Below are 21,869 nucleotides of genomic sequence, written 5' to 3'. Positions count from 1 at the left end.
GGGAGCGCCCGGACGTGCCCTGCCGCGCGGGTGCGCGGCAAGGTGCGTCAGGGTCCGGCTCAGCGGGGTTCGTAGAGCGCGACCTGGCCGATGCCGTCGATGCCGAGGGCGCGGGCGCTGCCCCGGGACAGGTCGACGATGTAGGGCCGCCGCGCCTGCGTCCGGGCATTGGTGCGGTCGGTGATCCGCACGACGACGGAGCGCCCGTTCCGCTTGTTGACCACCAGGACGCGCTTGCCGAACGGCAGGGAGCGGTGGGCCGCGGTCAGCCGGTCGGGATCGTAGATCTCGCCGCTCGCGGTCCGGCCGGGGTGCTGGTACCAGCTCGCCTTCCCGCTCTCGATCGGCCGGGACCTGCCCGCCGTCATGTACGAGCCGGAGGCCGCCCGGCGCGGCGCCGCGCCGGCCTCCGGCTCCGCCGGCATGGGCGGCAGGCGGGAGGTCACCTCGCGATACGTGAACACCGGCGCGGACCGTCTCAGACCCTGAAAGCGCTCGTTCGAGGCCGCATCGGGCAGGTTCATGGATTGAGCGAGGACGTCTTGTCCGCTCGTCATGGCAAGAAGCCAGACGAGGCCGGTTATCATCGTTCGACTAGACTTTGGTGGTAAGCAATTGGTATCCATGATGTCTGCACCGTACGCTGTTTTTCGTGCACGTCAGAAATCGTTGCCGCTCGACTGGTTCCATTGATCAATGAAAATTGTCGCGACTGGCGCATGGATATTGAATTGATGCAGCGCGGTGACTGATCCCGCGATCGGCTCGTCTGCGAGCAGTCACTGGCGGGCGGAAGCGCGCTGCGCAAGCCGCCCGGACGAAATGTCCCTCACCAATGACCGATGTCGCGCGGAAGAAGCGGTCCGGGTGGGCTCCACAATTCGCCAAGCTGTCGCGGCCGATCGGCATGAAGAGGGGCGAATTTGACGAGGACAGTCGGATATAAGATAGTCCCATTGGGAGAGCGAAGCTAAGCCTATAAAGGGATCGCCGCCATTCGAATGCGCGGTTCATGAATCTCTAGCTCAACTGGCAGGATTTGGGTCTTTGCGAAGCAGGGGTGTCGTCGGCTCTGCAGTTGAGGAAAATAGGACTGGCTCGATGTCTTCGATCGGAAACTCAGGCGCACTCGCGAGGCAGCAGAAAGCCGAGGTTCTGCCGCTCTTTCCAGCGCAGGATCCCGTCCCGTTCGAAGAACCCTCTCAAAGGCACGAAGACCTGGAGTTCCTGCGCCGGTTCCGGCCCCAGGATAGTGTCAAACCCCGTCGATCCGGCCAGGAGAGCGAGCAGAATCCTGCATCGATGTCGGCTCTATCCGATCCGAAGAACTTCATCGCCGAAGGCCCGCTGCGGGCAATGTTCCGGCGCTTCATGAAACGACATGGGGTCTGGCTGGGCGTCGTCGCCGGCCTCGGCGTCCTCGGCCTGCTCGGGACGGGCGCGTTCCTGGCCTACCGCGCCACGCCGCCTGCCCCGTCCGCCGGGACCGCGGCGGCGGTCAAGCCGCCCGCAATCCGCCCCGACGCGCCGGTCGGCGTGACCACCCTGGCGAAGACGGCGCGCGATCCCGAGCCCGGCCCGGCCGCCAGTCCGGCCCGGCCCGGCGCCTCCGAGGGCGCCGCGGCGGCGCGGGCGCCGCTCGCCCCGAGCGCGCTGTTCGCGGCGGCCCCGGCGGCCGACCGATCCCCGCGGCAATCGATCACCGACCTGCCCCCGCCCTCGATGAGCGCACCGGCCACCCCCGAGCCGGCGAAGGAGGGCCAGGACGGTCCGGTTGCCGCGCCGGCCGTGGTGGAGCGCTCCCCCGCGGAGATCCAGCAGCTCGACACGTTCGTGGCTCGCGGCGAGCAGCTCCTGACCTCGGGCGAGGTCGTGTCCGCGCGGCTGTTCTTCCAGCGCGCCGCCACGCAGGGCGATCCGCGCGGCGCGCGCGGCCTCGCGCGCAGCTACGATCCGGCCGTGCTGAAGGGGCTTCCGGTGATCGGGCTGGAGGGTGACCGGGCCGAGGCCGACCGCTGGTACCTGAAGGCCGCCGACCTCGAACTGTCCTGGCCCCAGGCCGCCAAGGGCCGGACGGCGACGCCCTGAGAGGGATCGTGCGGCCTCAGCGCGGCTCGCCGCCCTGCGGGCGCGCGGACCGCATCCGCGCCAGCGCGTCCTCGGCGACGCTGAACCGGGTCCAGCCGGGGACGGTGGCCGCGAGGTTGATGTCCTTCCATTTCGGCTGGAAGGGCGGGTTCCTGAGCTGCTGGAACTTGGCGAAATAGGCCTCCACGAAGCGCGACACGCGGCGGAAGCCCTCGCTGTTCTTCGGCCAGTTGTAGACGGCCAGGACGGTGACGACCGCGAGCGTGGGGACGGTCTCGTTCGGGGCGATCAGCTGCGGGTAATCCTCGGCGGAGAGGATCGAGGGCAGGTAGAAATCCTCGAAGGCCTGGCTGTACTCGATGGGCAGGAAGTGGAACCCGGGCTCCTTCTTCGTCGTCGTGAACAGCTCGTTCGGCTTCCCGACGACGTGCACGATCGCCGAGATCTCGCCGCTGCGCATGCGTTCGAGGGCGAGCGCGTTGTTGATCAGGAGCGGCTCCACGGCGATGCCGAGGCGCCGGAAGACGGCTTGGCCCGTCAGGTTGGCCGCGCTGCCGGCGGTGTTGAAGGCGACCTTGCGCCCCGCGAGGTCGGCCAGCGTCTTGATCTCCTCGCGGGCGTAGACATGCACCTCGGCCAGGTAGAGCGGTGAGATGTACTGGATGCGCGCGTTGACGTTCGGCACCTTCAGCTCGCGCTGGAAATAGTCCAGCACGTCGGCCTGCGTAATGGCGACGTCGACGCCCTTGAGGTTGAGCAGGTCGTTGACGTTTCCGACCGCGCCGAACGTCACCATCGGGATGACGCGCAGGTTGTCCCCGTCATCCAGGACTTTTGCCAAATCGGACGCGTAGCGGATAAAACTGCCTTCGATCAGGCCGCCGGCCAATCCGACCGTCCAGGCATTGATGTCGGCCTTCTGGGACCGCGCATGCCTCTGCGTCTTGACGTCGGTCTGCGCCGCAGCGGATCCAGGGGCCAAGTATCCAAGGACCACGTGCAGGAGGAGGCCGAACAGTATGGCGATCCTGATCATGATCGGCGTCCCTCAACCCGACGAAGCCCTATCTAGAGCGCGCCCCGCCGAAGTGGACGCCGGTTCGGCGCAAGGGAGCGCGTCATTGCACGGGCCGCGCCCCGCCGAAGTGGACGCCGGTTCGGCGATCGGACGCGGCTCCGGCGCGGGCGGGGCCCGGGCCGGACGGTGCGGAGACGGCCGATGGTCGGATACCTGACGCGGTGCGGGACCTGCCGGCAGCCGATCCTGAGCGATGCGCGGTGCTGCCCGCACTGCGCCGTGGCCAAGCCGGCGCGCGGCCGCAAGGTCCGGAACGCGCTCCTCGCGGCGCTCGCCCTCGGCGCCGCCGTGCTCGGCGCCTACTCCATCCGCGTCTCGGTGCCGGACCTGTTCGCCCGCGCGCCGCCGGACAGGTTCGCGGTGGCCTGCGCGGAGAAGGGCGGCACGGTCGTGCAGATGCGCAACGCCCAGGGCGCCGCGATCCAGCGCTGCGCGCTCAGCTTCGACGACGACGTGGCGAAGTGAGGCGTCCGCGGAGATCGTCCGGCGCTGGGTTTAGCGCTCGGTCCAGCGCAGCACCGCCGCCAGCCGCTCCGCCTGGGGCCGGGTGAGGCCGGAACAGACGGCGCTCCCGTTCTTGTAGACCGAGAACGTGCCGTCGCAGGTCCCGTGGATCTTGATCGACGCCATCAGACCGCGCTGCCCGACAGGTGCTGGAGGTTGGCGAGGCCGCGATCCGTGATCTGCCAGGTCGCGCAGGCCTTGTCGGTGCCGCGACCGTCCCGGAGGTCGATCCGGAGAAGGTCGCCGCGGCTCTCGAGGGCCACCAGCCGGCTGTGGTCGCTCGGCCAGGACAGGTCGGGCTTCTGCCGGATCGAGATCTGGAGATCGGCGGCCTCTGCGGCGCGCCTGAGCAGGCGGCGTGCGTGGTTGACCAGCATGGCACCTCCGGGTTGGGGTCGGTGCGCTCGTCGAAGCCGGCGCGGTGGCCGGTTCGGGGATGGGGAGCGCGTCGGGACGGGGGCTCGGAGGCGTGTCCCGATCCAGGGTGATCGGGCCCGGCTCCAGCCGCGTAGGAACTACGCAGCAGGCTGGCCCATATGGCCAAGCTTGGCAACCCTGAACGTCCGTTCAGGCGGATTCGGCGGTGAACGGCCCTCTGGGTTGCCCGCGATGCCGGGGCATCGCGGGCGATCCGCCGCATGGGCGGCGGCGCGCAGTCGCGCTTGCGACGGCCACGAAGGCCGTCGGGACCGGAAGGCCCTCTGCGCGCGCGTCCGCGCCGTGCCGCCTCAACTGCCGCGATAGGTCTGGTAGCTCCAGGGCGTCGCCACGAGGGGCACGTGGTAGTGCCCCTCCGGATCGGCCACGCCGAAGCGCAGGGGCACCACGTCGAGGAAGGGCGGCTCGGGCAGCGCGAGGCCGAGGCGGCGGTGGTAGTCGCCGAGGGCGAAGCGCAGCTCGTAGGTCGCCACCGGCACCGGGCGGCCGCCGATCAGGGGCGCGTCGGTGCGCCCGGCGGCATTGGTCTCGGCGCGCGCCACCGGCACCGTCTCCGTCGCCGAGACCACCTCGTGCAGCTCCACCGCGACGCCGGCGGCGGGCGCGCCCCGCACCGTGTCGAGCACATGGGTCGAGATCCGGCCCGCCACCGCCAGGGGCCCCTCCCCCGTGACCAGCCCGGCGAGGCGGAGCGCGGCGATGCGGAAGACCTCCTCCAGCGCCGTGCGGCGCTCGCTCTCCGGGTCGGCGGCGAGGCGCGCCTCGAAGCTGCGCAGGATCGAGGCGCGGCCGTGGCGCCGGACGCAGAGGATGAAGGGCAGGCCGAAACGTGCCCGGTAGGCGGCGTTGAGGGCGGCGAAGCGGGCATGCTCGGCCTCCGACAGCCGGCCGAGGCCGGCCGCCGCCTGCTCCGCGACGGAGGCCGGCGCCATCGCACCCGCCCGCGCCGCGGCGCCGGCGAGCTCCGGATGGCCGGCGAGGAGGGCGTGGCGGTCCGCCTCGGGCGCCGCCTCCACGCTCGCCCGCATCGCGGCGGCCAGCGCCTGCACCGTCGCGAAGGGCCGGCGCGCGGCCGCCCCCGCCGCCACCCAGGGGGCGTGCTCGAACACGGCGCCCAGCGCCGCGACGAAATCCGCCTCCGGCATCGCGTTGAGGTCGGTGAGCCGGTGGGTCGCGGCCGTCATCGCTGTCTCGCCCTCTCGCGGATCGCCCTCGGACAAGCCGGTCCGGTCCTTGGGCCCGCATCCTGCGGCGCCCGGCGCCCGCCGCCAAGTCTCGGGGTTTCTCTCCGGCGATCGCGCCGGCGCTGCATTCGTGGCCCGATTCCGGCATCCTGCCCGCGACCGTCCGGCGGGGGCGAAGGCCGCCGCCGGGGAATGCCGACCACGTGTCTCTCACAAAACTCCCGCTGCGCCGTCGCGGCCAGAGAGAGGACTCCCAGCGAACGGGAGTTTTGTGAGGTGCACTAAGCCCATCGAGACCGCCGGAGCCCCCATGCCGCTGACCTCCGCAACCTATGGCAAGGGCCAGGTGCGCGTGATGCGCCTCGCCCGCGACGGCGACCACCACATTCCGCGCGAGCTGACCTTGAGCGTCATGCTGACGGGGGGCTTCGACGCCGCCTGGACGGCGGCCGACAACCGGGCCTGCATCGCCACCGACACGATGAGGAACATCGTCAACGTGGTGGCGGCGCGAAATCCCGGCCTCGGCGCGGAGGCCTTCGTGCAGGCGGTGGCCGCGCTCTTCCTCGAGGCCTATCCCCAGGTCGAGACGGTCACGGTCGATGCCTGCGAGACGCGCTGGCTGCGCGCCGCCATCGGCGGGGCGCCCCACGGCCACACCTTCACCCTCGACGGCAACGGGTTCGGCCATGTCGGGCTGACGGCGCGCCGGGCGGGATCCGTGCTGCGCTCGGGCCTGCGCGGCTTCACCCTGATGAAGACCACGCAATCCGGCTGGAGCGGCTTCTTCGACGACGCCTACCGCACGCTGCCCGACACCGACGACCGCATCGCGGCCACCAGCATGGACGCGACCTGGACCTGGCGCGGCGTCCCCGCCGACTACGCCGCCGCCAACGCCGCCGTGCTGGAGACCCTGCTCGCCGTGTTCGGCTCCACCTACTCGCACGGGGTGCAGGATTCGATGTACCGCATGGGCGAGGCGGCCCTCGCCGCGGTCCCGGAGATCGCCGAGATCGCCTTCGCCATGCCGAACAAGCATTACATCCCGATCGACCTCGCCCCCTTCGGCCTGGAGAATCCGGGCACCGTGTTCCTGCCCACCGACGAGCCGCACGGGCAGATCGAGGCCACGATCGGCCGCGGCTGATCGCGATGTCCCGTTGATCGGACGGGTCATCGGAGGCGTCCCCTCCCTCTTGCGGGGAGGAGAGGCCCGTCGCGGACCGAAGCGGTCGAACGGTTTCAGTACGAGGAGGCGATTGAGGCGGGCATGGACGCGATCCGGGACACGAGGCCGCCGTCGCGCGGCCGGGCGGCGCTGGAGCGCCTGTTCAGGCTCTCGGAGCACGGGACCACCGTGCGCACCGAACTGCTCGCCGGGCTGACCACCTTCCTGACGATGGCCTACATCGTCTTCATCAATCCGAGCATCCTGGCCGATGCCGGCATGGACCGGGGCGCGGTCTTCGTGGCGACCTGCCTCGCCGCGGCGCTCGGCTCCCTGGTGATGGGGCTCCTCGCCAACTGGCCGGTGGCGATGGCCCCCGGCATGGGCCTCAACGCCTATTTCGCCTACGTGGTCGTGCTGGGGATGGGCTTCACCTGGCAGGCGGCGCTCGGGGCCGTGTTCATCTCCGGCCTCTGCTTCCTCGCCGTGACGCTGACCGGCCTGCGGCGGATCATCGTGGACGGCATCCCGCGCTCCATGCGCATCGCCATCACGGTGGGCATCGGCCTGTTCCTGGCGATCATCGCCCTGAAGAGCGCCGGCATCGTGGCGGCGAGCCCGGCGACGCTGGTCACCCTCGGCGACCTGCACAAGCCGAGCACGGTGCTGGCGGTGCTGGGCTTCCTGATGGTGGCCGTGCTCTCGGTGCGGAAGGTGACGGGCGCGCTGCTCCTGTCGATCCTGGCGATCACGGCCCTGAGCTTCGTCGTGGCCGGCAACGCCTTCGGCGGCCTCGTCTCAATGCCCCCCTCGATCGCGCCGACCTTCCTCGCCCTCGACGTCACGGGCGCGCTCTCGGCCGGGCTCCTCAACGTCGTGCTGGTGCTGTTCCTGGTCGAGCTCTTCGACGCCACCGGCACGCTGATGGGCGTGGCGAGCCGGGCCGGGCTCCTCGCGCCGGAGCGGACGGGCGGAGGCCGGGGTCTCGACCGGGCGCTGATGGCCGATTCCGCGGCGATCTTCGCGGGCTCGCTCCTCGGCACGTCGAGCACCACGGCCTATCTGGAGAGCGCCTCCGGCGTCGAGGAGGGCGGGCGCACCGGGCTCACCGCCGTGACGGTGGCCGTGCTGTTCCTCGCCTGCCTGTTCTTCGCGCCGCTCGCCGGCTCGGTGCCGGCCTATGCCACGGCGCCAGCCCTGTTCTACGTCGCCTGCCTGATGCTGCACGAGCTGGTCGGGCTCGACTGGGACGACCTCACCGAGGTGGTGCCGGCCTGCGTCACGGCGCTGCTCATGCCCTTCACCTACTCGATCGCCACCGGGATCTCCTTCGGCTTCCTCACCTACGCGGCGCTGAAGCTCCTCACCGGCCGGGCGCGCATGGTGAAGCCCGTGGTCTGGGTGATCGCCGCCCTGTTCCTGATCAAGTTCGTCGTCACGGGCGCGGCCCATTGACGGGATTCCAAAGGGATCATCCCTTTGGTGGGTTGTCGGGGCGAAGCCCTGACGGGCATTTCCAGGGCTCCGCGCCTCGAACCCGCCAAAGGGATGATCCCTTCGGGATGGCGGATGTCGCCTTCGCTCGAGCGCCGCGCGGGCTTGGCCGAGACCGCGTCCGGTCCGATCAACCGGACGCGGTCTCAGATGCTGCCGCGTGCTGGGGGGCCGAACCAGCCCTGCCAGGGGCGGCGGCCCGCGGCCGCGGGGACGGGCTCGGAGGCCGCCTCCAGGGCGGCGCGGTGGCGCCGCATGCCGAGCTGCAGCCGGTCCAGGGCGAGGAGGACCTGCGTGGCGAGGAGTCGGTGGCCCTCGGGCGCCTCGGCCCGCTCCATCGCGCCGCGGAGCATCTCCGCCTGCCGGATCAGGCGGTCGCCCTCCGCGAGATAGAGGTCGAGTTCGGTCAGGAGGGCGGCCCTGTCCGCGGCGAGGGCCGCCGGGGTCGCCCCGGCCTTCGCCGGGGCACCCGTGGCGGGATCCGGTGCGCTCAGCGTGGGCACGCGCCGAATCGCCCGCACAGCTCCTCGGGCACGAACCGCTCCCGGACCGGGGGCGTCCAGGCCGGGCCGGAGGCGGGCGGCCCGGCCCGGCTGCCCGCTTCGGAGCGGGGCGGGTCGGTCAGCATGGTGAACCAGAAGGCGGCCGTGGCCAGGGCGAAGGCCAGGAGGAACAGACCGAGCCGGGACATGCGACGCACTCCTCAGGAAGCACAGTCGCAAAGAATATCTGTTTCAGGTCGAGTACAATCCACCAAATTGGGTAAAGGCGGTGCTTATTTTGTATTTTATTCAAATAACTTGAACAAAGTTCAGGTCAGGCGTCCGTGGGGTGGGGATTTATTCGCGCTTCCGGACGGACGCGACCGGATCTCAGCAGCCGACGCAGATGCCGGTATCGATCGAGCGGTCGAGCCGGGTCCGGCCGGCGCGCACGCCCTGGTGGCGCGGGCCGCCCTGGCTGAAGCCGCCGCGGCGGCCGAGCACCGGGCCGGCATAGATGTCGGCCGGGCGGTACTGGACGTTGCGCTGGCTCTGCATGCGCAGGGTGTTCAGCTCCGAGGTGTTCTGCTGCTGCAGCGAGCGCAGGGTGCTCTGCTGCTGGAAGGAATGGTTCCAGCTGTTCAGGTCCGGCTGCGAGGTGGCGATCTGCGCGCTCGCCGGCGCGGCGGCCGCGGCGAGCAGGCCGGCGGCGAGGAGGCAGGGGAGCGGACGGAGCCAGGGCATGGGCGGCCTCGGAGGAAGGGGCTCGGGGCGGGATGCGCCGATCCTATCCCGAAACGACGCCGTCGCGCGTGTTCCGTTCCGCTCAAGCCCCTGCGGCACCGGCCCGCGCCGCCCGGGGCCTGCGCCCCTCAGACTCCGAGCCAGCGCCAGGAGCGCCGCAGCGCCGCCGCCCCGTCGCGGGCGAACCACGCGCCGTGGGCGAAGAGCACCCGCTCCGGCTCCAGCGCCAGCAGGGTCGCGGCGGCCCGCGCGGCCTCCGCCCGGCGCAGGCGCACGACGAGGCGGAGATAGGCGGGGGCCCGCCCGTCCGGGGCGGTGATGCCGGCGAGCCGCGCCGGGAGCCGCATCGGCCACGGCAGGCGCTCCGGCTCCAGGTTCACCACGAGGTCGGTCAGGATCAGGCTGCGCGAGGCCCGGTGGAAGAAGGCGACCTCGCGGAAGCCGAATCCGCCGGGCATCACCGCCTGCGCGATATCTTCGGCCCAGTCCGCCGGGGCGGCCGCGCCGAGGTCGCGGTCGAGGCGCAGGCCCGCGCGCCGCACCGGGCCGCGGCGGCGCAGGTTCGGCGCGGCCCAGCTCACCGCCTCCGGGCAATGCCGCTGCCAGGCGGCGAGGAAGCTCCAATGGGCGACGTTCGGCGCGACGAGGTGGCGGATCGGCCCGATCCGCAGGATGGCCCGGTGCAGGTCCGGGTCGTAGCGGGTCGGCGAGTGCAGCCAGACCGTGCCGTCGGTCAGGCGCACCACGCACATGCGCACGGGCAGCGGCAGCAGGCCGAGGACGTGGAGCGGCCCGCTGTCGACGATCCAGAGGTCCGGCGCCACCGGCTTCAGGGTGTCGAGGGGCGGATAGGTGATCGGCTGCAACGGATCTCTCCCCGGGCCCGTCCCGCGGCCCGTGACACGCGAGGGGGCGAGTCTCCAAGAAAAAACCCGCGCGGCCTGGGCCGGGCGGGTCGAGGAGGGGCTTGAAGCACCCCTGGGAGGAGGCTTCACCGTAGCCGAGGCCCCGGGCGCCGCAATCGCCGCGGACGCCGGTCTGGTATGCCTGCGTCGCGGGGATGAAAACCGGAGGCGGAGCCGGACCGTTTCAGACCACGCCCGCGGTGAGCAGGTCGTGCACGTGGACGAGGCCGATCGGGCGGCCCGCCTCCACCACGAAGATCGCGGTGATGCGCTTGCGGTTCATCAGCTCCAGGGCGGAGCCGGCGAGGCTGTCGGGCTCGATGGTGATCGGGCGGGGCGTCATCACCGCCTCGACGGGCGTGCCGAGCAGCGCCGGGCCCATATGGCGGCGCAGGTCGCCGTCCGTGACGATGCCGACGATCGTCCCCTCCCCGTCGACCACGCCCGCGCAGCCGAAGCGGTGCTCGGCGATGCGCACCAGCACCTCGGACATGGGCGTGCCGCGGGGCACGATCGGCATCGCCGTGCCGGCATGCATGAGCTGGCGCACGGTCTTGAGCCGGGCGGCCAGCGTGCCGCCGGGATGCAGGATCTTGAAGCGCGACGAGGTGAAGCCGCGCTGGCGCAGGAGCGCCACGGCGAGCGCGTCGCCGAGCGCGAGCTGGATCAGGCTGGAGGAGGTCGGCGCGAGGTCGTGCGGGCAGGATTCGCGCACCTTCGGCAGCGCCAGCACCACGTCCGCGGCGCGGCCCAGCGAGCTCTCCGCCCGCGCGGTGATCGCGATGAGCGGGATCGAGAAGCGGCGCGAGAAGTTGGTGAGGTCGCCGAGCTCCGCCGTCTCGCCCGACCAGGACAGGGCCAGCACCGTGTCCTGCGGCGTGATCATGCCGAGGTCGCCGTGGCTCGCCTCGGTGGGGTGGACGAAGAAGGCCGGCGTGCCGGTGGAGGCGAGCGTCGCCGCGATCTTGCGGCCGATATGCCCGCTCTTGCCGACGCCGCAGACGATCACCCGTCCCTCGGTGGCGAGCAGCCGCTCCACCGCCGCCGCGAAGGCCGGCCCGAGCCGGCCGTCGAGCGCGCCGCCGAGCGCCCGCAGCGCCTCCATGCCGATCTCGACGCTCTGCAGGCCCGCCGCGCAGATATCCGCCGTCGACTCGGCCGGCCCGGGGCCGGCCTCAGGAAGGGATTCTGCTGCGCGCGCCACCATATCGGGATTTCTCGCTGCGGGAACGGGATGCGGCGGCCCGCACGGGATGGCCCGCGCGGCACCGCCGTCAGAGGTCCGTTAGCCTGCGAAAATACGGCTGTTTGATGGTTCCGGATCGTAGCGCGCCGCCCCGGGGGGGCCGATCCTGTGGTCAGGCGTGGGGTTCCGGACATCCTCGTCGAATAGGATGACCGTTCCTTAAGGAAATATCCGCGCAATGCGGATGTCGAGCCGGAGTGGTTCCCGGTTGTGCCGCAGTCGGGGCCGACGCCGGACCGTCGTTCCGGCGCGCTCGACTTGCGCCGGACCGATCTCCACTTCGGCTGTAAGAGCGCTCCCGGGGACGCACGCGTTGATGACGACCGATCCGCGTAGTGCCGGGCGCAATCTCTCGCTCGACGCCCTGAGGGGACTGGCTGCACTCGCGGTCGTGCTGCACCATTACGGCTTCGGCTACGAAGTCCGCGTCGGGCCGCACAACGCTGCCGTGCCTCTGTTCACCGCCGGGCATTTCGGCGTGGAGCTGTTCTTCATCCTCAGCGGCTTCGTCATCACGGAGACCTTGCAGCGGACGCCCACGCTCGGAGATTTCATCGTCAACCGGGTGGCGCGGCTGTATCCCGCCTTCCTGGTCTGCTGCGGCCTCACCCTCGCGGTCATGGCCCTCGGCGGCCCCAATCCCCTCGCCGTGGCGCCGGTCTCGGCTTTGGCCGGCCTGACCATGCTGTCCCCGATCTTTCAGCTCCCGCCGATCGATCCGTCGCACTGGACGCTCTGCTTCGAGGTGAGCTTCTACGCCCTGGCCGGCCTGTGCTTCCGGCGGAACATGGAGCTCGCCTGCACGATCTGGCTGGCGGCGGCCGTCCTGAGCAGCTCCTGGCTGCAGACCGACATGGTGAACACGGCGGTCCTGCTCTACCTGCCCCTGGTCGACCTGTTCATCATCGGGGCGCTGCTGTCCCGCCTCGTCGCCGGGCATCTGGGGATCCTGGGCCTCGCGACCTTCGTCGCCGCCCTCGGCCTGACGGCGCACGGGCCCTTCGCCGATCAGGGCGGGCTGGGGCGGATCGGCTACGTCTGTCTGGTCCTCGCCTTCACCGGGGCGGTCTGGGCTGCCGCGACCGGGCGGCTGCGCTGGCTCGGCCGGGCCCCGCTCGTGTTCCTGGGCACGATCTCGTACCCGCTCTATCTCCTGCACCAGATCCTCGGATTCGCGATCATCCGGCATCTCGAGGCGGCGCGCTGGCCGGCCGGCGCGGCCATCGCCGCAGCCCTCGCCATCGTCGTCCTGCTGTCCACCCTCGTCCGCGCGACGGTCGAGGTTCCGGCGCAACGCGCGATCCGGCGCGCCTGGGCGGCACGATCTCCGGCTGCGGCCGAGGCGCATCCTGAGGGGGCCCTGTCGCCGCTTCAGGCCAGCGGCGTGCGCTAGAGCGCTCTCCGCCGAAGGGGATGCCGGTTCGGCGAAAGAGAGCGCGTCAAAACAACGACTGAGAGCCGTTCCCGATGGCAACGCGATCGGGAACGGCTCTCAGCGCCGGGCGGCCAATCGCTGCGAGCCCTTTCCCAGCCTGACCGGATGCTGTTCTAGAGCACCGGTCACTCCATCACCGACGGGCTCCTGCACCCCATGCTCGCGACGCTCCTGGTCGTGCTGCCGATCTTCGCGCTGATCCTCGCGGGCTGGCTCGCGCGGCGCACCGGCCTGCTCGGGCCGCAGGCGACGGGCGAGCTGAACCGCTTCGTCGTCTACCTCGCGCTCCCCGCCTTGCTCTTCGACGTGATGGCGAACGCGGCCTGGTCGCAGATCTGGCAGCCGGGCTTCATCGCGGCCTTCGGCCTGTCGAGCCTCGCCATGCTCGGCCTCACCGTGGTCTGGCGCCGGGCGGAGGGACGGCCGCTGCCCGACGCGGCCATCGACGGGCTGAATGCGGGCTACCCGAACACGGGCTTCATGGGCTTCCCCGTCGCCCTGGTGGCGCTCGGGCACGAGGCGCTGGCGCCGACCACCATCGCCGTCATCCTCACGGTCTGCCTCGTCTTTGCCGGGGCGATCGTGCTGATCGAGGCCGGTTTGCGGGCGGGCGCGGGAGGCCGCGCCCTGGTCGGCCGGGTGGCGGGGGCGCTGGCGCGCAACCCGCTCCTGCTGGCGCCGCTGGCGGGCGGGCTCTACGGCGCCTCAGGCCTCGGCGTGCCGGGGCCGGCGGGGACCTTCCTCAAGCTCCTCGGCGGGGCGGCCTCGCCCTGCGCCCTGGTGGCGCTCGGCCTGTTCCTGGCGCAGGCGCGCGGCGCCCCCGCCGGGCGCGGCACCACCGCGATCCTCGTCGGCCTGAAGCTGGTGGCGCACCCGGTCCTGACCTGGGCCCTCGGCCGCGCGCTCGGCCTGCCCCCGGTCCTGCTGCACACGGCGGTGCTGATGGCCGCCCTGCCCACCGGGACGGGCCCCTTCATGCTGGCGGAGTTCTACCGGCGCGAGGCGGCGGTGACCGCGGACACGATCCTCCTCTCCACGATCCTCTCGGTCGCCACGGTCTCGGCCTACCTCGCCTTGGCGGCCTGATCCGGGATCCCGAAGGGACAAGTCCCTTTGGTGGGGTCTCGGGGCAAAGCCCCGAGGTCTTCCAGGGCTCCGCCCTGGACCCGCGAAAGGGATGATCCCTTTCGAAGCCCTGACCGGGCGCGGTCGCCGGCCTGGATCAGGCGTCGTCCTGCGGCGCGAAGACCTCGCCCTGCTCGGCGAGCCGGGTGTCGGCGAGGTCGCGGTACTCGGCGAGGCAGCGCCGCAGGCCGTCCGCCTCCGGAGGCGCCCCCTGCCCCGCGATCAGCGCCTCAACCCGCGCGTCGAGCGCCCGGCGCGCCTCCGGCCCGTGCCCGGCCGGGTCGCCGAGCCCCTCCAGGGCGGCGACGGCGGCGGCGATCTCCGCCCGCTTGGCGGCGAGGGCCTCGGCGGCGGTGCTCCGGGATTGCGGCATCGGATCCTCCATGGGCGCCTCCTGGTCCGGTCTCGCAGCCCGGTCCCGCAGCATGGCACGGGCCGCGGCCCGGGGCACCGGGCCGGGCTCTTCACCTGGGATAAGGATATTGCTCGTATGAGTTGTATCGTCACGTATCTCTTCGATCAGGTCGCGAGAATGGACGAGGGTTCCAGGCCGTTCGTGGTCGCCGCCAGAAGCCTGGGCGACGTGGCGCCGATCGACGGTGGCGACACCGTGGCGGTCACCCTGCGCGGCGCGGATTCGGGCGGGATCGTGCTCCTCCTGCCCCGCCACCTCGCCCAGGACCTCGGAGCGCAGCTCGCCCGGGCCGCCGGCGAGCCGGACCGGTACGGCTTGCGCGGGGGCGACGCGGAGGCCGTGCATCGATCATCCCGCCCGCGAGACGGATAGGGCGCACAGCCGCGGCGGCCCGTCCCGCCTACCACTCCCACTCCGCCCCGACGCCGAGGCTGGTGCGGCCGTCGCTGCCGGCCTCGCCCTGCACCTTCACGCGGCGGGTCACGTCGTAATCGACGGTGGCGGCCGTGTCGGCGGGCTTGGCGCCGGCCTTCACGCCCACGCTGAGCCGGTCCGAGAGGTAGCGCGAGGCGCCGACCGCCGGGCTGCCGCTGGTGCCGGTGGAGACGTCGAGGCTGTCGAGGCCGAGGCCCTTGCGCGTCGCCTCGAACACGTCCGGCCCTCCGGCGCCGCCGGAGAGCTGGGAGACGGCCTGGGCGAGCTGGAGCGCCTGGAACGGCGACAGGCTGCCCGAGGCCTTCTTGAACAGCAGCCGCGAGAGCACCTCGTCCTGCGGCAGGGACGGCTCCGAGGAGATCTCGAAGGCGGGCTGGTTGGCCGGCCCCGTCACGGCGATGCGGGCGGTGATCTCGCTGGCCTTGGTCTCGGCCAGGAAGTCGAGGTCGGGCCGGGTCAACTCGCCGCCGAAGGTCAGGCGCCCGCGGGTGAAGTCGAGGCGCTGGCCGATCACCGCGAGCCGGCCGCGGCGCAGATCGAAGGCGCCGGCCGCCACCGGGTCCCGCGAGGAGCCGGTGAGGCGTAAGGCGCCGCCGAGCTCCGCGTCGATGCCGCGCCCGCGCACGAAGATGCGGTTCGGCGCCTCCACCCGCACGTCGAGCGTGGCGTCGAAGGGCGTAGCGGCTTTCCGGCCGCGGCCCGCTCCCTGCGCGGCGGCCCGCGGCTGGGCCCGGCTCGCCAGGCGCGCGCGCACCTCCGGCGTGGTGTTGACCCGGCGGATGCCGGGCAGCGGCTGCACCGTGGCGGGCAGGCGGTCCGGCACCGTGACGTCGACGGAGACGAGGTCGATGCGCCCCGTCACCTTCGGGCGCTCGGCGAGCGGCCCTGAGAGCGCGAGGTCGAGCCCCGCCACCGCCGTGACGAGGGGGCTCGAGACCAGCTCCGCCCCCTGCCCCGTGATCCGCAGCGAGCCCGGGAAGCCCTGGCCCGGCCGCAGCGCGACCTGGCCGGCGGCGCGCAGGGTCCCGCCGTTGCGGGTGGCGGCGGAGAGGCGCTCCAGCACCACGCTGTCGCCCTGCCCGGTGGCGCGGCCCTCGATATTCGTCAGCCGGATGCCCTGGAGCGGGTCGGTGAAGCTGCCGCCGGCGAGCGTGGCCGAGCCCTCGGCCCTCGGCGCGGCGAGCGTGCCGCCGACCCGGGCATCCACCGCGACGCGGCCCGTCACGCGCTGGCCGCCGGCCGCGAGCAGGCTGTTGGCGAGGGCGAGGTCGAGGCTGCCGCGGGCGGTGAGCGCCAGGGCGCCGCCCGTCTCGGCCGGCAGGGAGCCGCCGAGCACGAGGTCCACGCCGCGGCCGGCGCTGACCCGCCCGTCGAGGCCGATGCGGCCCTCCGACAGGGTGCCCGAGGCCCGCGCCTCCACCGGCGGCAGGCCGGCCTTGCGGGTCTCCGGCGTCACCGCCTTCGCGAGGCTGAAGGCGTAGCGGCCCTCCGGGCGCTCCGGGGGGCCGTGCAGGCTCGCCTCGCCGTCGAGGGTGCCGGAGAGCGCCAGCTTCGGGCTCGCGATGCGGGCGAGCGCCAGCGGCAGGGCCTTGATGCCGAGCTGCAGGTCGATGGCGTCGCGCCCGGCCTTGCCGGCGAGCGTCAGCCGGCCGGAGCCGGCTGCGACCGCAAGCGAATCGATCGCGACGGCGCCGTCGGCGAAGGTCAAGGTGGCGGGGGCGGCGAGCGCGAGCCGGTCGGCCCCGCGGGCGGCGGAGAAGCGCTGCAGCGCGACCCGCAGGGGCGGCCCGGCGACGAGGCGGGCGGCGCCGTCGAGGTCGAAGCCGCGGGCCTTGGCCTTCAGCGTCACGTCGCTCGCCTCGGCCCCGCCGACGGCGGTGAGGCGCACCGTGTCGAGGCTCTCGCCCGCGGCGACCAGCCGGTCGGCCTCCACATGCCCGTCGATCCGCGGCGCGCCGGCAAGGTCGCGGCCGGTGAGGTTCGCGTCGAGCCGGGCGAGGCCGATCTCCCCGGCCCGGAGCGCGGCGGCCCGGGCGCGAAGCGCGGCGTCCTGCCGCCCGCCCGGGCGGGCGAGGCTGAGGTCGGCTTCCAGGCTGCCGCCCAGCCGCGTCAGCGCCAGGGGCGAGAGGTCGTCGAGGTCGGCGGCGCGGAGGGCGAGCGCGCCCTCGGCGCGGCTCTCGGCGAGGTTTCCGGCGATGCCGAGCCGGGCCTGGCCGGTGAGGCTCGCCGAGCCGAGGGAGAGGGCGAGCCGGTCGAGCACCCAGTCGCCCCCGCCCTGGGCGAGGTGCAGGCTGCCGGAAAGCGCCTTGCCGCCGACGCTGCCGGCGAGCGTCACGCGGCCGTCGGGGCTCCCGAGCGCGTCCTTCAGCACGGCCTCGGCGCGCAGATCGCGCACCGGGCGGCCGAGGGCCGAGGCCTCCCGCGCATCGACCAGGGCGGCGATGTCGGGCCGCAGCAGGGTGCCGGAGAGGCGGCCCGAGAGGCTCGCCCGGCCGCCGAGGCGCGGGTCGAGGGCGGCGAGGTCCTTGAGGTCGATCGCGGCGCGGGCATCGGCGAGGCGGGCGGTGGCCTGGCCCTCCAGCCGCGCGATCATGCGCGCGCCCTCCAGCCGCACGCCCTCGAAGCCGTAGCCGTCATAGAGCGTGGCGAGGCGCCCGGTGAGGCGCGGCGCCGCGCCGAGCAGCCGGTCGAGGCGGGGCTCGGACAGAGCGAGGTCGTGGGCGCGCAGGTCGATCTCGGCGGAGACCGCCTTGCGCGCGGGGTCGCCGCCGAGCTTCGCCGTCCCGTCGAGCCCGCCCGCCAGCGCGCGCCCGGCGAGGCCGGAGAAGACCGCGAGGTCGGGCAGCGCGCCCTCCACCGTGCCGGTCAGCGTGTTGCGCCCGATGCGGCCGGCATAGCCCGCCTTCAGCGTCGGCGCCTCCACGGTGAGCGTCGCGACGCTGAGCGTATTGTCGGGCTCGACCACCCCCGCGAAGGTGAGCCCGGCGCGCCCGCCGATCGCCCGCTGCAGGGCGGGGTCGGCGAGCCGCAGGCCCTCGACCTTGGCGTCGGCCGCGAGCGCGAAGCGGTTGGCGTCGGCGGGCTCGGCCTTCAGGTTCGCCTCGATCCGGTCGAGGGCACTATCGGCGGCGCGAAGCCCCGCGGCGCGCAGGGTTCCGAGCGCGCGCGGGCGGGCGAGCGGGCCTTTGAGGCTGCCGTCGAAGACGAGGCTCGCGATCTCGGCCCGGTCGGCCTTGGTGACGCCGCCCTCGGTCGGCACGGCGCGGGCCTGGACGAGGACGTCGGCGTTGCGCTGCGCGTCGAGGGTGCCTTTCGCCTCCAGCCGCGCGGTGCGGGAGGCGAGCTCCAGCCGGTCGAGGGTGAGCGCGCCGCTATCGGCGATGCGCAGGCCGCCTTCGAGCTTGGTCGTGCCGGAGAACACCGCGGCGGCGGGGCCCGGCAGCAGGCCCTCGACGCGGGCGGCGAGATCGAGGGAGAGGCGCCGCTCGGCCCCGATCCGCGAGATCTTCGCCCCGCCCTTGGCGCCGACGCCCGCGCCCGCGTCGAAATCGAGGCGGGCGTTCCAGGCGTCGAGGGTGCCGCGCCCGTCGAGGTCGAGGGTGATCGGCGGCTCGCCCGGCACGCTCAACCCCTTCGAGAGCAGGCCGCCCGCGGGCTCGGTCAGCGTGGTCTTCACCTCCAGCCGCTCGCCTTTCGGCACGAACAGGAGGCGGGCCGCGAACTGGCCGCCCGCATCGAGCCGGCGCACGCCGAGATCGAGGTCGAGCCCCTCGGCCGGGTTGCCGAGCTTGACCCTGCCGCTCGCCGTGAGCCGCGCCGCCTGGCCGGCGATGGCCTCGCCGAGATCGAGGGCGTCGAGGCGGAAGGCCTTGACCTCGACCTTCACCGGCAGGTCCGGCAGCAGGGTGCCGTCGGGCTCCTCCACGGGCTGGGCGGCGGCGGGGACCGGGCGGCGCAGCACCTCGATCCGCCCGACCTCCAGGCTGTCCACCTCGAGCCGCCCGGAGAGCAGGGCGAGGCGGCGCCAGACGATGCGGGCCCGGTCGAGCCGCAGCCAGACGCCGTCGCGGTCGCTGATCGCCACGTCGCGGATGGTGGCGTCCGAGGAGAGCGCGCCGTCGACCGCGCCGATCGAGACCCGCGAGGCGGGCGTGGAGAGCGCCTTCGACAGGATCCCGCCGAGCACGGATTTCTCGGCCTCGTCGGCGGCGCGGGTGAGCGTGACCGGGCCGGACAGGGTGAGGATGACGCACGCGACGAGGACGCGGTGTCCCCCTCTCCCCGCACGCGGGGAGAGGGCTCTGCCGACCCTGTCGTCGGCAGAGCGAGCCGGCAGGCGACGGTGAGGGGGCTTCGACGAAAGAGCCTTTTCGGGAGCCGCCCCCTCACCGTCGCTACCGCCTGGCTCGCCCCAGACAAGGGGGGCTCGCCCCGCTCCCCGCCCGATCTCGGGCTTGCCCGAGATCGGCACCATGAGACCGAAGTCGGACAGGCCCGACTTCGGGCGGGGAGAGGGGGGGCGTTCGTGCCGGAAGCGTCCGATCGCCCGCATCAGAACGCCTGCCCCAGGCTGATGTAGAGCGCCACCGGGCGCTCGCGGTTGCCCTTGATGCGGTCGAGGGGGAAGGCGAGGTCCACGCGGATCGGGCCGATGGCGGTGTAGTAGCGAAGCCCCAGTCCCACCGCCGACCGGATGCGCTCGTCGAAGTCCGGCAGCTCTCCGGCGAAGGCCGTGCCGGCGTCGAAGAAGGGCACCACGCCGATCGTGTCGGTGACCTTGATGCGGGCCTCCAGCGAGGCCTCCAGGAGGCTCCGCCCGCCCACCGGCAGGTTGAAGGGCCCGCGCGGGCCCAGCGTGCGGTAGGGGAAGCCGCGCACCGAGCCGCCGCCACCCGCGAAGAAACGGATATTGGCCGGGATCTCGTCGAGGCGCGCCCCCGAGATCGAGCCGAAGCCGAGGCGGCCGGCGAGCACGTACCAGCCGTCGTCGTCGAGCGCGTAATAGGCCGAGCCCTGCGCCTTCGCCACGAAGATCGACGGGTCGGAGCCGAGGAAGCCGGCATAGGGCGTCGCCGAGGCCGTGAGGCGGATGCCCTTGGTCGGGTCGAGCAGGCTGTCGGTGGAATCGTAGGAGAGCGAGGCGCCGAGCCCGATCAGGCGGTAATCGACCTTGCCGAGCGCGTCCTGCGAGCGGCCGGCCTGCCCGTCCAGGTTCACCTGCGCGAAGAAGGTGTCCGAGAAGCGGTGGCGGATGCCCAAAGTCGCCCCGCCCCCGTCCACGACGTAGCTCTGCTGCGCCTCGCGGCCCGCGAAGGCGCTCGCCACGAGGTCGTTGCGGGTGCCCCAGAGGGCGGGCTTCACGAAGGTCGCCTGGAGCCGCCCGCCGAGCCCGTTCGAATCGATGCCGGCGAGCTTGCGCTGCGTCGCGTAGAGGTCGTTGCCGAGATAGGAGAGGTCGGCGTCGACCCGCAGCGTCTCGCCCCCGCCGAACAGGTTGCGGTTGGAATAGGTCGCGCGCACGCCCGGCCCGTCCACCGTGGAATAGCGGGCCGAGATGCCGAACAGGTTGGTCGGCCGCTCGGTGACGTCCACGAAGATCGGCAGGTTGCCGTCGGCGTCGAGCGCCTCGCCCTCGCGGATGCGCACCGAGCCCAGCGCCTCGACCTTGGTGAGCGCCTTGCGCATGTCGGTCAGCGCCTTCGGCGAGTAGGGATCGCCCGGCTCCGTGTAGATGAAGGAGCGCACCACCGCCGGGTCGAGCCCCTGCGTGCCGCGCACGGTGACGGCGCCGATTCCCGCGACGGGGCCGGGATCGACGGTGAAGGTCACGTCCATCGCCTGCGCCGCGTCGTCCACCACGGGATCGCGCGACACCACCTTGGCGAAGGGATGGCCTTGCGCCCGCAGCCGGTCGACGATCGCCGCCTCGCGGGCGAGCACCGCGGCCGAGCGGGCCGGCGTGTCGGGATCGACCCGGGTCAGGCGCTCGGGCAGCAGCTCCGGGGGGAGCGGTCGCCCGGCCCGGTCGCGCACGCCGATCCGGCGGAGCTGGTAGAGCGGCCCCGGATCGACCGCGACCTTGACGGGGACGAGGGCCCGCGCCCGGTCGCGCTCGGCGGCGCGGGAGGCGGCCAGCAGCGAGGCCTCGCCCGACAGCGTCACCTCCCCGACCCGGACCGCGACGCGGCCGGCATAGTAGCCGGAGCCTTCGAGCGCCTCGGGCAGGCGGCGGAGATCGGCCTCGGCCCGGCGCACCAGCCCCTCCCCGTCCGGCGGCGGCTCGCGGCGGAGCTTGTGCAGGGAGGAGGCGTCCTGCAGGGCGGTGACGAGCGCGTCGTCGTCCGCGCCGCGGAACTTCACCGCGTAGGGCAGCGCCGTGGCGGAGGGCGCCAGCGGCTCCTCCTTCTCGCCGAACCAGCCGAACAGGTCGAAGGCCGCGGCCGGGCCCGGGCAGGAGAGCGGGCCGGACAGGGCGAGCCCGGCGGCGAGCGCCCAGCGCGCCGGGATCCGGGACTGGATCGAAGACGGTCTCGCGGACAGCCGCGCGGGAACGCGCCCGCGGCGGACCGGCGCCACGGGAGAGCGGCCGCACCGGGGCGGCGGCACCCTCACGCCGGAATCGACCGCATGCCCCTGGCGGTATCGGTCATGGTTGAAGCCCCCCGCTTCAGGTGTCGGCACGGCGCGGCTCGGAAAGCGCCGCGGACGGGCCGCGACCGGGAGGCCGGGACCGGGGGAAACGCCCCGCGGATCCGCCGCAGGCCTCCCACCCGCGATCGCCCGAGCGTAGCCGCGCCGGCCGGATCCGACAACCTTGAGGCTCCCGGCGGGCCGTGCCGGGCCCCCGATCCACCCCGGATCCGCCCGTCATCCACCCCCCTCTCCACAGGGGCCTGTGGAGGCCGGAGCCGCCTCATATGGCGGCGGCGCATGGCGCCCCGGCCGCCCGCGCGGGGTCCCGGGGCGGCTTCGGCCTTGCCGCGGGGGCGGGAAGATCCTATGTGACGGATCACCAGACGAGGCCGCGCTTCATCCCGTTCCGGGTCAGTGCGGCTCCAGATCTCGAGGCTGCCTGAGACATTTCGGCATCCCTTGGAGAGAACTTTCGAGAGAATGGCGGCAAAT

The 21,869-nt window shown here is 73.1% G+C and carries 20 protein-coding genes; 7 read left to right on the top strand and 13 right to left on the bottom strand.

All coding sequences use genetic code 11. The features are described 5' to 3' along the window. Nucleotides 1-59 precede the first annotated feature (59 nt). Entirely contained in the window at nucleotides 60-368 is a 309-nt protein-coding gene (locus tag MTDSW087_RS31410; protein ID WP_210248280.1) for a septal ring lytic transglycosylase RlpA family protein, read from the bottom strand. 934 nt (nucleotides 369-1,302) lie between these two features. Here MTDSW087_RS31410 and MTDSW087_RS09900 point away from each other — a divergent pair. Beyond that, nucleotides 1,303-2,088 carry a hypothetical protein gene (locus MTDSW087_RS09900; protein WP_144763291.1) on the top strand — a complete coding sequence of 262 codons (786 nt, stop codon included), beginning with the start codon at nucleotides 1,303-1,305 and terminating at the stop codon, nucleotides 2,086-2,088. 16 nt (nucleotides 2,089-2,104) lie between these two features. Here the strand turns inward: MTDSW087_RS09900 and MTDSW087_RS09895 are convergent, their stop codons facing one another. Beyond that, entirely contained in the window at nucleotides 2,105-3,124 is a 1,020-nt protein-coding gene (locus MTDSW087_RS09895; protein WP_144763289.1) for a TAXI family TRAP transporter solute-binding subunit, read from the bottom strand. Between the two features lie 183 nt (nucleotides 3,125-3,307). Between MTDSW087_RS09895 and MTDSW087_RS09890 the strand changes: the two genes are divergently transcribed. After that, on the top strand, nucleotides 3,308-3,631 hold the full coding sequence (locus tag MTDSW087_RS09890; protein ID WP_144763287.1) for a hypothetical protein: 324 nt from the start codon (nucleotides 3,308-3,310) through the stop codon (nucleotides 3,629-3,631). A gap of 30 nt (nucleotides 3,632-3,661) precedes the next feature. On the opposite strand, the gene MTDSW087_RS31215 is transcribed toward MTDSW087_RS09890, so the two are convergent. The 3 genes from MTDSW087_RS31215 to uraD all read right to left on the bottom strand — a co-directional run bounded on the left by MTDSW087_RS31215 (nucleotide 3,662) and on the right by uraD (nucleotide 5,292). Next, nucleotides 3,662-3,796 (bottom strand): hypothetical protein, encoded by a 135-nt coding sequence (locus MTDSW087_RS31215; protein WP_280525262.1) that lies wholly within the window; start codon nucleotides 3,794-3,796, stop codon nucleotides 3,662-3,664. After that, nucleotides 3,796-4,047 carry a hypothetical protein gene (locus MTDSW087_RS09885; protein ID WP_144763285.1) on the bottom strand — a complete coding sequence of 84 codons (252 nt, stop codon included), beginning with the start codon at nucleotides 4,045-4,047 and terminating at the stop codon, nucleotides 3,796-3,798. The genes MTDSW087_RS31215 and MTDSW087_RS09885 overlap by 1 nt, the downstream gene beginning before the upstream one ends. A gap of 351 nt (nucleotides 4,048-4,398) precedes the next feature. Then, nucleotides 4,399-5,292: a 2-oxo-4-hydroxy-4-carboxy-5-ureidoimidazoline decarboxylase gene (gene uraD, locus MTDSW087_RS09880; RefSeq protein WP_144763283.1), complete on the bottom strand. Its 894-nt coding sequence runs from the start codon at nucleotides 5,290-5,292 to the stop codon at nucleotides 4,399-4,401. A 310-nt stretch (nucleotides 5,293-5,602) separates the two neighbouring features. On the opposite strand from uraD, the gene pucL reads away from it, so the two are divergent. Further along, the gene (pucL, locus tag MTDSW087_RS09875) at nucleotides 5,603-6,442 is read left to right on the top strand and encodes a factor-independent urate hydroxylase (protein WP_144763281.1); all 840 of its coding nucleotides are present in this window, start codon (nucleotides 5,603-5,605) and stop codon (nucleotides 6,440-6,442) included. A gap of 123 nt (nucleotides 6,443-6,565) precedes the next feature. After that, on the top strand, nucleotides 6,566-7,918 hold the full coding sequence (locus tag MTDSW087_RS09870; protein ID WP_144763279.1) for an NCS2 family permease: 1,353 nt from the start codon (nucleotides 6,566-6,568) through the stop codon (nucleotides 7,916-7,918). 185 nt (nucleotides 7,919-8,103) lie between these two features. Here the strand turns inward: MTDSW087_RS09870 and MTDSW087_RS09865 are convergent, their stop codons facing one another. The 5 genes from MTDSW087_RS09865 to MTDSW087_RS09845 all read right to left on the bottom strand — a co-directional run bounded on the left by MTDSW087_RS09865 (nucleotide 8,104) and on the right by MTDSW087_RS09845 (nucleotide 11,295). Next, a complete protein-coding gene (locus MTDSW087_RS09865) occupies nucleotides 8,104-8,460 on the bottom strand; it encodes a hypothetical protein (protein ID WP_144763277.1) in 357 nt (118 codons plus the stop codon). Then, nucleotides 8,448-8,648 carry a hypothetical protein gene (locus MTDSW087_RS09860; RefSeq protein ID WP_144763274.1) on the bottom strand — a complete coding sequence of 67 codons (201 nt, stop codon included), beginning with the start codon at nucleotides 8,646-8,648 and terminating at the stop codon, nucleotides 8,448-8,450. The genes MTDSW087_RS09865 and MTDSW087_RS09860 overlap by 13 nt, the downstream gene beginning before the upstream one ends. 181 nt (nucleotides 8,649-8,829) lie before the next feature. Next, nucleotides 8,830-9,183, bottom strand: a complete 354-nt coding sequence (locus MTDSW087_RS09855; protein ID WP_144763272.1) for a hypothetical protein — start codon at nucleotides 9,181-9,183, stop codon at nucleotides 8,830-8,832. Between the two features lie 128 nt (nucleotides 9,184-9,311). After that, nucleotides 9,312-10,049, bottom strand: a complete 738-nt coding sequence (locus MTDSW087_RS09850; RefSeq protein ID WP_144763270.1) for a DUF4336 domain-containing protein — start codon at nucleotides 10,047-10,049, stop codon at nucleotides 9,312-9,314. A 223-nt stretch (nucleotides 10,050-10,272) separates the two neighbouring features. After that, the gene (locus tag MTDSW087_RS09845; protein WP_144763268.1) at nucleotides 10,273-11,295 is read right to left on the bottom strand and encodes a KpsF/GutQ family sugar-phosphate isomerase; all 1,023 of its coding nucleotides are present in this window, start codon (nucleotides 11,293-11,295) and stop codon (nucleotides 10,273-10,275) included. A gap of 355 nt (nucleotides 11,296-11,650) precedes the next feature. Here MTDSW087_RS09845 and MTDSW087_RS09840 point away from each other — a divergent pair, with 355 nt between their 5' ends. Continuing rightward, nucleotides 11,651-12,727 carry an acyltransferase family protein gene (locus tag MTDSW087_RS09840; protein ID WP_186383796.1) on the top strand — a complete coding sequence of 359 codons (1,077 nt, stop codon included), beginning with the start codon at nucleotides 11,651-11,653 and terminating at the stop codon, nucleotides 12,725-12,727. A gap of 198 nt (nucleotides 12,728-12,925) precedes the next feature. Continuing rightward, complete coding sequence (locus MTDSW087_RS09835) at nucleotides 12,926-13,855, top strand: AEC family transporter (protein ID WP_144763264.1); 930 nt, start codon at nucleotides 12,926-12,928, stop codon at nucleotides 13,853-13,855. A 136-nt stretch (nucleotides 13,856-13,991) separates the two neighbouring features. Here the strand turns inward: MTDSW087_RS09835 and MTDSW087_RS09830 are convergent, their stop codons facing one another. Further along, entirely contained in the window at nucleotides 13,992-14,267 is a 276-nt protein-coding gene (locus MTDSW087_RS09830; protein ID WP_144763262.1) for a hypothetical protein, read from the bottom strand. Between the two features lie 159 nt (nucleotides 14,268-14,426). Between MTDSW087_RS09830 and MTDSW087_RS09825 the strand changes: the two genes are divergently transcribed. Next, entirely contained in the window at nucleotides 14,427-14,681 is a 255-nt protein-coding gene (locus MTDSW087_RS09825) for a hypothetical protein (RefSeq protein WP_144763260.1), read from the top strand. Nucleotides 14,682-14,709: 28 nt separating this feature from the next. Here the strand turns inward: MTDSW087_RS09825 and MTDSW087_RS09820 are convergent, their stop codons facing one another. Continuing rightward, nucleotides 14,710-19,080, bottom strand: coding sequence for a translocation/assembly module TamB domain-containing protein (locus MTDSW087_RS09820; RefSeq protein WP_444543589.1), 4,371 nt, complete (start codon nucleotides 19,078-19,080; stop codon nucleotides 14,710-14,712). 215 nt (nucleotides 19,081-19,295) lie between these two features. Beyond that, nucleotides 19,296-21,215: an autotransporter assembly complex protein TamA gene (locus MTDSW087_RS09815; RefSeq protein ID WP_238179329.1), complete on the bottom strand. Its 1,920-nt coding sequence runs from the start codon at nucleotides 21,213-21,215 to the stop codon at nucleotides 19,296-19,298. Nucleotides 21,216-21,869: the final 654 nt, after the last annotated feature.

The organism is Methylobacterium dankookense, assembly GCF_902141855.1.
Lineage (GTDB): Bacteria > Pseudomonadota > Alphaproteobacteria > Rhizobiales > Beijerinckiaceae > Methylobacterium > Methylobacterium dankookense.
This window is presented reverse-complemented; position numbering and strand designations above follow the sequence as displayed.